Annotated in this window: 8 protein-coding genes; 2 read left to right on the top strand and 6 right to left on the bottom strand. The window is 59.6% G+C overall.

The window, feature by feature from the left end; translation table 11 throughout:
* Positions 1-471, top strand: a 471-nt coding sequence (rplI, locus tag ACOVQ0_RS11225; RefSeq protein WP_421884356.1) for a 50S ribosomal protein L9, incomplete at its 5' end; no start/stop codon positions are given.
* 226 nt (positions 472-697) lie between these two features.
* Here the strand turns inward: rplI and ACOVQ0_RS11220 are convergent.
* Positions 698-1,693: an amidohydrolase family protein gene (locus tag ACOVQ0_RS11220; RefSeq protein ID WP_421884353.1), complete on the bottom strand. Its 996-nt coding sequence runs from the start codon at positions 1,691-1,693 to the stop codon at positions 698-700.
* 160 nt (positions 1,694-1,853) lie between these two features.
* Between ACOVQ0_RS11220 and ACOVQ0_RS11215 the strand changes: the two genes are divergently transcribed.
* A complete protein-coding gene (locus ACOVQ0_RS11215; protein ID WP_421884350.1) occupies positions 1,854-3,290 on the top strand; it encodes an AMP nucleosidase in 1,437 nt (478 codons plus the stop codon).
* 103 nt (positions 3,291-3,393) lie between these two features.
* Here the strand turns inward: ACOVQ0_RS11215 and ACOVQ0_RS11210 are convergent, their stop codons facing one another.
* The 5 genes from ACOVQ0_RS11210 to ACOVQ0_RS11190 form a co-directional block, all read right to left on the bottom strand.
* Positions 3,394-3,828, bottom strand: coding sequence for a YbjN domain-containing protein (locus ACOVQ0_RS11210; protein WP_421884347.1), 435 nt, complete (start codon positions 3,826-3,828; stop codon positions 3,394-3,396).
* A gap of 172 nt (positions 3,829-4,000) precedes the next feature.
* A complete protein-coding gene (locus tag ACOVQ0_RS11205; RefSeq protein WP_421884344.1) occupies positions 4,001-5,818 on the bottom strand; it encodes a M2 family metallopeptidase in 1,818 nt (605 codons plus the stop codon).
* A 95-nt stretch (positions 5,819-5,913) separates the two neighbouring features.
* Entirely contained in the window at positions 5,914-6,666 is a 753-nt protein-coding gene (locus ACOVQ0_RS11200; protein ID WP_421884342.1) for an alpha/beta fold hydrolase, read from the bottom strand.
* Positions 6,663-7,445 (bottom strand): sulfite exporter TauE/SafE family protein, encoded by a 783-nt coding sequence (locus tag ACOVQ0_RS11195; protein ID WP_421884339.1) that lies wholly within the window; start codon positions 7,443-7,445, stop codon positions 6,663-6,665. The genes ACOVQ0_RS11200 and ACOVQ0_RS11195 overlap by 4 nt, the downstream gene beginning before the upstream one ends.
* Before the next feature lie 201 nt (positions 7,446-7,646).
* The coding region (locus ACOVQ0_RS11190) for an aspartate-semialdehyde dehydrogenase (protein WP_421884336.1) at positions 7,647-8,672 on the bottom strand (1,026 nt) is incomplete at its 5' end.

The following is an 8,672-nucleotide window of genomic DNA, read 5'->3' as shown; positions in this document are numbered from 1 at the left end:
AACCGCAAGGTCTTCGAAGCCAACCGCGCCCGCATCGAAGCTGAAAACGCTGCCCGCCGTGATGAAGCCAAGGCTGAATCGAGCAACGTCGAAGGCAAGGAAGTCGTGCTCATCCGCGCTTCTTCGAACTCCGGCCAGCTTTATGGTTCGGTTTCGGTTCGCGACATCTCGGACGCGCTGGTTGAACAGGGCGCCAAGGTGAACAAGTCGATGGTCGTGCTTGAACGCCCGATCAAGACGCTCGGCGTTTACACCGTCAAGGTTTCGCTGCACCCCGAAGTTTCGGTTGCAGTGAAGGTAAACGTTGCCCGTTCGCCTGACGAAGCCGAACTGCAGTCGCAGGGCGTCAACGTCATCGACGCGATGTTCGACACCGAAGTCGGCGGCTTCACCGAAGCATACGACCCCAATGCAGAACCGGGCGAAATCGCTGCCGATCTGCTTGACGGCGGCGAAGAAGCGGAAGCCTGAGGCTTTCCTTCATGCTTCGGCAAAAGAAAAAGGGGCGGCCTTCGGGTCGCCCCTTTTTCGTTGGCGATTATATCCGTTGCAAACACATATCGTCATTGCGAGGAGGCGAAGCCGACGAAGCAATCCAGAGTCATCGCAGAACCGCTCTGGATTGCTTCGCTACGCTCGCAATGACGAAAAATTCGGGCTCGTGTTTACAAGCGGCACCATTCTGTTCTGATTGCGCTTACTTCGCTGTCTCCAGCCGCAGGAAACGGGCAGCATTGTTGTAAAGAATATCGCGCTTCTGTTCCTGGCTAAGGTAATCGGCATTCTGGATCAGGCCGATCGAATAAGCCATCAGCCCCGGCCATGCGAGCTGGTCCGTACCGTACATCACCCGGTCGCCAAACCCGGCATCCACCATCCGCTCGATATAGCGGTTCACGTCCTTGCGCGGATAGCTCCAGATCAGTCCGGCGATATCGACATAGACGTGGCTGTTGGCTTGCAGAAGCGTCAGCATGTTGTCGATCATCGGATAGCCTGCGTGCATCACCTGCACTCGCAGTTTTGGATGGCGGGCCAAAAGCTCTTCAAGCAACAGCGGATTGCCCATCGACCCACGGAACGTCGGCATGGCCACGTTTGCACGGCCCGAACCGCCTGTGCCCATATGAATCGCTACGGGAATGTCCATCTTTTCGGCCAGCGCGAAATATTGATCCACGCGCATGTCCGATGGTGAAATACCTTCATATTGCAGGCCGATCTCGCCCATGACCTTGAAGCCATCCTTTCCGAAGGCGACTTCAAGCATCTTGAGCTGCTTTGCCGCATCCCCACCGGTCACGCGCCCGAACGCTGTGCCGGGAATGACGCGCGCGGGCGATGTCGCCTGCCATTTCTTCACCTGATCCGGCTCGCCAAACACCACGCCGCGCACGTTCAGGCGCTCCATCTCCGCCAGAACCATCTTCATGTATTCGCCCTTGGGCGCAGGATAGAGCTTCGGCGAGCATTCCTCCTTCGACCAGCCAAACGGAGCCTCCGGCCCGTTCTTCGGATCGGATGCCTCAAACCGCGTCTGATTGGGGCAAACGGGCGTGGCCCACGAAGCATCGTCCATCGCGTGCATGTGAACGTCGATAATCGGCGCTACGTCTGCAGACGTGTTCTGGGCCAAAGCACTGCCACCTCCGGCAAAGGTGGCCACAGCAAACAAGGCAAGTGTTGCACGCATCCTCAAATCTCCACTTTTGAAGTTTGACAGCGTTATCAGACGGTTTCCGCTTGGACGCAAGCGCCGCTGCATATTCTCTGGCTGCAGTTTGGGTATAAGCACGAGGCTGCAAATGAACGCCGTCTTTGCAGCGCAACGTTCGCGCGCTACATGATTGCAGATGAAAACAACTGAAGCGATCCTTTCCGAACTTAATCGTCTTTATGACAGCGCCGTTTCCCAGCTTCGCGATGATATCGCGGAATATGCCAACACCGGGACGATCCCAGCCCCGGAGAAGCGGTTTGATGGCAGCTATTGCTATCCCGAACTGCGCGTAAGGTTGGCCACCGATCCTGAAAATGAATCACTTGGCCGCGCGTTTGGCCGCCTCACCCAGCGCGGTGACTATGCTTGCACGATCACCCGTCCTGCGCTGTTTGCGGATTATCTGGCTGAACAGATCGAACTGATCTGGTCATCTTATCCGGTCGAGATCGAAGTCGCGCGGTCGCGGCAGGAAATGCCCTTCCCTTATGTGCTGGATGGCGCATACGGCGCGCAGATCGGCCGCGTAAGCCCGCAGGAACTGGCCAAGCACTTCCCCACGACCGACCTCGCCCATATCGGTGACGAAATTGCCGATGCGGAATACAACGTCGGGGACGGCCCTTTGCCACTCTCGCTGTTCGACGGCTTGCGCACCGATTTCAGCCTTGCCCGCCTCGCCCACTATACGGGCACGCGGATAGAGGATTTCCAGCGCTACATCCTGTTCACCAACTACCACCGCTATGTCGATGAATTCGTCGATTGGGCTGGCCAGCAGATCGATGGCAAAAGCTACATAGCACTGACTGGTGCCGGCGGCCTCTCGCTCGATGCTCACACCGAAAACGCGCGCGTGCGCCTGTCCGACACGGCGTGGCGGCGCCACCAGATGCCCGCCTACCACCTTGTCGCGCCGGACAGGTCAGGCATCACGCTGGTCAACATCGGCGTCGGCCCATCCAACGCGAAAACGATCTGCGACCATCTCGCGGTACTGCGCCCGGAAGCCTGGCTGATGATCGGCCACTGCGGTGGCCTACGCCCCACGCAGAAGATCGGCGACTACGTGCTGGCACACGCCTATCTGCGCGACGATCACGTTCTTGATCCGGTCCTGCCACCCGAGATTCCGATCCCAGCCATCGCCGAAGTGCAGGTCGCCCTGCAAAAGGCGGCGGAACTCGTATCGGGCGAAGGCGGCACCGATCTCAAGAAACGGATGCGAACCGGCACCATTGTCACCACCGACGATCGCAACTGGGAACTGCGCTATTCGCATTCCGCCCGCCGCCTCTCGCTCAGCCGCGCCGTCGGCATCGACATGGAAAGCGCCACCATCGCCGCACAGGGCTATCGCTTCCGCGTGCCCTACGGAACCTTGCTGTGCGTATCTGACAAGCCACTCCACGGTGAGATCAAGCTGCCGGGACAGGCCAACCGCTTCTATGAGGAAGCCATCGCCGCCCACCTCGCCATCGGCACCACCACCTGCGATCTGCTCCGCAAGGAAGGCTCTCGCCTCCACAGCCGCAAACTTCGCGCGTTCAACGAACCGCCGTTCCGCTGACGGCATGACGCCAAAAGAAAAGGCAATCCGAAGCAGCTAGCCCTGCTTGCGGATTGCCGAGGTTGCGTCCCAGCGCTCCGGGGTGGCCGGAGCGGGGTTCAAATCACTTGAAGACTTCTGTGCCCAGTGTGTCCATTGCACTTCGGAACATGTCGACCGAGTTTGAGAACACCTCGAAGTCGATGCCTTTGCCCGTCACCACATCCCAGGTCATCATCACCGCGTCATCCTTGCCCAGCGAAACCGAGGCAAAGCGGGTGTTGCGGTTGAAACGCACGGCGTCTTCGGCAGTGAACTTCTTCTCCGCCGTGAAATTGGCCACGAACTGCAATGACTGGCAACCGTCGTGGGTTTTCTCGTTGCATTCGTAGAACAACAGAGCGGCCTGCCAACCGCCGATGTCCGCGTTGATCAAAGGGTCGCCATTGGCATCCTTGGCCAGTTCCGCCGTGTAGCCAAGGTTCTTCAGCGCCTCAGCCACGCCTTCGGGCTTTACCGCAGATACCGTTGCCGTCGATCCAGCCGCAGCACTGGCCATCGAAGGAACCAGAACGCTTGCGGCGAGCCCCGCAAGCATACCTTTAACCGTCATGCTTCCTCAATCCCGATAGGACTCTTGCCGGTCCGTTCGTTGTGTCATCAAGCTGCCACCAACGAACCGATCCGGCAAGAGGGCCTTAACGGGAAATGCAAAAAGGGTGGCTCTGCTATCACCAACCGCAGGATTGCCCCTTGGTCTGGCTCGCCAGCCACTTGGTCAGCGGCGCAAAATAGCGGATCATTGCCTTGCCGCTCATCTCGCGGCTACCGGTAAACGCCTCCAATGCATCGGGCCAGGGCTTTGAAGCGCCCATCTCCAGCATCGCATTCAGCTTTGCACCAACCTCCTTGTTGCCATAGAAGCTGCAACGATGCAGCGGCCCCTTCCAGCCCGCCTGCTTGCACGCCGCCTCATAGAACTGGAACTGCAGCACACGAGCGAGGAAATAGCGCGTGTACGGCACGTTGGCGGGCACATGATACTTTGCCCCTGCATCGAACCCATCTGCAGGCCGCGCCGCCGGTGGCACCACGCCTTGATACTTCAGCCGCATGGCGTCCCAGCCCTTTTGATAGTCGGCAGGGGCAATCTTGCCGCTGAACACATCCCAGCGATAACGGTCGATCAGCAGGCCGAACGGCAGGAACGCGATCTTGTCCATCGCCTGACGCAGCAGAAGCCCGGTATCCTTGGACTCTGATGGCACCTTGGTCCGATCCAGCAGCCCGATCTGCACAAGGTATTCGGGTGTGATCGAAAGCGCCACGAAATCCCCGATGGCCTCGTGGAACCCGTCGTTCGCGCCGCCCAGATAGAGCGCATCCTGCTTGTTGTACGCGCGCTGGTAGTAGTTATGGCCCAGTTCGTGGTGGATCGTGACGAAATCGTCGCCGTTCACCTTGATGCACATCTTGATGCGCAAATCGTCCACATTGTTCAGATTCCATGCCGAAGCATGGCAAACCACGTCCCGGTCACGCGGCTTCACAAGCTGCGACCGTTCCCAGAACGTCTGCGGAAGTGGGGCCATGCCCAACGAGGAATAGAACCCCTCACCGGCCTTCACCATCTTCACCGGATCATAGGCCTTGGCAGTCAGAAGTTCGCCCACATCATAACCGATGTCACCCGCCCCGGCAGGCGCGACGAGCGGGTAGATATTGCCCCACTCCTGCGCCCACATATTGCCCAGCAGATCAGCACGGATCGGGCCGGTCTTGGCCTGCACCGCATCGCCGTACTTCTCATTAAGCTTCATGCGCGTGTAGCAATGAATCTGGTTGTAAAGCGGCTTGACCTCGTTCCAGATCTTCTCGGTCAGCGCGGCGAACTCTTCTGGCTGCATGTCATAGTTCGAACGCCACAGCGCCCCCATGTCGGCAAAGCCCAGTTCCTGCGCGCCCGCATTGCCGATAGCGATCATCCGCGCATAGTCGGCCTTCATGGGCGTTCCCACGTTATCGTGCCAACTCAGCCACATTTCCTTCAGTTCATCGGGATTGCGATTGGTGCCCATCGCTTCCTCGATATCGCTGCCGTTGATCGGCTGCCCCTTCAGCGTGCCCATACCCTTGCCATAGACGCCCTGCATTCCAGCCTGCAGCGATGCGAATTCCTTGGTTGCCCCGGGTGTGCTCGGCGCAGGGCCGGTGATCCGCGTGCGCATCATCACCAGCTTGCGCGCTACATCGGGCGCCAGCCCGCTGACGTTGGCATAATCTGCTGCCTGCTTGGCCTGTGCAACCAGCATCGCGGTGCTGGTTGCATTGGCATCGGCAGTCAGCGATGCAGTATCGTAGGTGATGTTGGTCGCGTAAATCCAGCTTGCGCGCGAGGTGATCTGCGAAGACGCCAGCATCTCTGCCTCGGCCTTCTTCACCCAATCCGCTACTCCGGCGGCATCGGCAGCAGGGGCATTCCCTTGTGCGTGAGCCTGTGTCGCCAGCAAGGCAACGCCCAGCGCCATACTCGAAACGAGCGATTTCATTGATCCGATCTCCCTGAAGGACGATCCCCGCATCGCAAGGCGCGACGCCGAAGGGCTTGCCTTTCTGGTTACCGGTGAAACCGTCGAGGTCAACCCTAAGGCGTAAGGAACCGCACCAGTTCATCGCCAAGTTGCGGCATTGTCACACTGCTCATGTGCGTGCCGGGGATCAGCGCGAGCCGCGCATCGGGCAAAGCCTCAGCCAGTTGCTGCGCCGAACCGTTGTCATTGTCCTGATCGCCGCACAGGACCAGACAGGGCATCGTGATCGCTGCCAGTTGCGCCGGATCGGTATCGGCCATCGTTCCCAACAGCAGCCGCGCTGCCTCGCGATCGGTCCCCATCGTCTTCAGGAACTGTTGCGCGAAATAGGCTGGATCATCGCGTTTGATCGTGCCGAAACGGTCGATCACGTCCACGAAGAAATCCTGCCGCCGCGCCCAACCGGCCAGCCCCTGCAAACCCATGCCAGAAAGCACCAGACGCTGTGGTTTCATCCCGGCAATCACCGCTCTTGCCGAAGTGCGCGATCCCAGTGAAAAACCCACCAGATCAAAATCGATCAGCCCAAGATGAGCAACCAGCGCTTCGAGATCGCGTACCAGAACGTCTTCGGGATAGGCCGCCGGATCATGCGGAGCCGCGCTTTGCCCATGCACCCTGAGGTCGGGCATCAGGCATTCAAACCCGGCCTCGGCCAGCTTTGCCGCCGTGCCAAACTTGATCCAGTTGACCTCGGCAGAAGAGAACAGCCCGTGCAAAAGCAGCACGGGCCGTCCCGCCCCCAACCGATGCAGAGCCAGACGCGCCCCACCAAACCCTTCGAAATACTCAGGTGCAACCGTCATGCCGTCAGCAACTTGACGCCGGAGAACAGCAGCACCGCCGCCAGCGCGGGGCGCAGAACCTTATCCGGCGAACGTGCCGACAACATGCTTCCGATGGCCACACCGGGCAGTGATCCCATCAGCAGGTTCAACAACAGATAAGGATCAACCCCACCGATCAGCCAATGCCCGAACCCGGCCACCAGCGTAAGAGGCACCGCGTGGGCGATATCCGTGCCGACAATGCGCGATACGCGCAGCGCCGGATAGAGCATCAAAAGCGCCGTGACCCCGATGGCCCCTGCGCCGACGGAGGAGATCGAGACGGCAATGCCCAGCACTGCGCCCAACGCCACGGTCGGTACTGTCGTATGGGAATCGTCCAGCCGTTCATGAGTCTTGGCAAACCGCGCCAACTGCTTCTGAAACAGAGTGGCAAAGGCCGTCAGCACCAACATCGTGCCCAGAACCAGCAGGATGATCCCGCTCGAATCCTTACCCACCTTGCCGAAGTACGAAACGCCAATCAGGGTCACGATCGCCGCCGGAACGCTGCCTGCGGCCAGACGCTTCATGATCTTCCAGTCGACGCTCTCATGCTTGTTATGCACGAAAGAGCCGCCAATCTTGGTGATCGCTGCAAAAAGAAGGTCGGTGCCCACGGCCGTCGCGGGGCTAACCCCGAACATCAGCACCAGAATCGGCGTCATCAGCGAACCGCCGCCCACGCCGGTCAATCCCACAAGCATACCCACAAGCAGGCCTGCTATGCCGTGGAGAACGTCAAAATGTTCTAGCATCAAACCCCCACGGAACCGCTTGGCAACCGCCTTGCTGCACCGCACATAACGCTTCCTTTATGTCCTGCGCAATGGGTCGTTTGAAAAATCTCTACTTTAGGAGTTGGGAATACAGCTATCAGCGCACCCGCCCAGACAGGCATAGCGGGGCGACTGGCGGGAGCCGTAGCACCCGCCAGTTTCAATGCGGATGGGGCCGTATCAGCCCTTCTTCAGGTGGCGCCGACCCAGCAATTCGGCAATCTGCACCGCGTTCAGCGCAGCGCCCTTGCGCAGGTTGTCCGACACGCACCAGATGTTCAGACCGTTGTCGATCGTCGAATCCTCGCGCACGCGCGAAACGAACGTGGCGAAATCGCCCACGCATTCCACCGGCGTTACGTATCCGCCGTTTTCGCGCTTGTCGATCAGCATCACGCCGGGCGCTTCACGCAGGATGTTCTGCGCTTCCTCGGCCGAGATTTCGTTCTCGAACTCGATGTTCAGCGCTTCGGAGTGACCGATGAACACCGGCACGCGCACGCAAGTTGCCGTGACCTTGACCTTGGGATCGAGGATCTTCTTGGTTTCGGCCACCATCTTCCACTCTTCCTTGGTCGAACCATCGTCAAGGAACACGTCGATGTGCGGGATCACGTTGAAGGCGATCTGCTTGGTGAACTTCTTGGGTTCGACCGGATCGCCGACAAAGATCGCACGGCTCTGCTCGAACAGTTCGTCCATGCCTTCCTTGCCCGCGCCGGAAACCGACTGGTAGGTAGACACGACCACGCGCTTGATCTTCGCTGCATCGTGCAGCGGCTTCAGCGCCACCACCATCTGCGCCGTCGAACAGTTGGGATTCGCGATGATATTCTTGGCGGTATAGCCATCGATCGCATCCGGGTTCACTTCGGGCACGATCAGCGGCACGTCCGGGTCCATGCGATAGAGCGACGAGTTGTCGATCACCACGCAGCCTGCGGCGGCAGCGCGAGGTGCATGAACCTGCGTCGGGCCGGACCCCGCCGCGAAAAGAGCAATGTCCCAGCCGGTGAAATCGAAGTTATCGACGTTCTGGACTTTCAGCATCTTGCCGGTTTCGCCAAACTCGATCTCGGTGCCCTGCGAGCGCGACGATGCAACTGCCGCGATCTCGTCGCAGGGAAACTCGCGCTCGGCCAGAATGTTGAGCATCTCGCGGCCCACATTCCCCGTCGCACCGACCACTACAACCCGGTAACCCAT

This window comes from Novosphingobium sp. (assembly GCF_049240505.1).
In the GTDB taxonomy this organism is placed as follows: Bacteria; Pseudomonadota; Alphaproteobacteria; order Sphingomonadales; family Sphingomonadaceae; genus Novosphingobium.
This window is presented reverse-complemented; position numbering and strand designations above follow the sequence as displayed.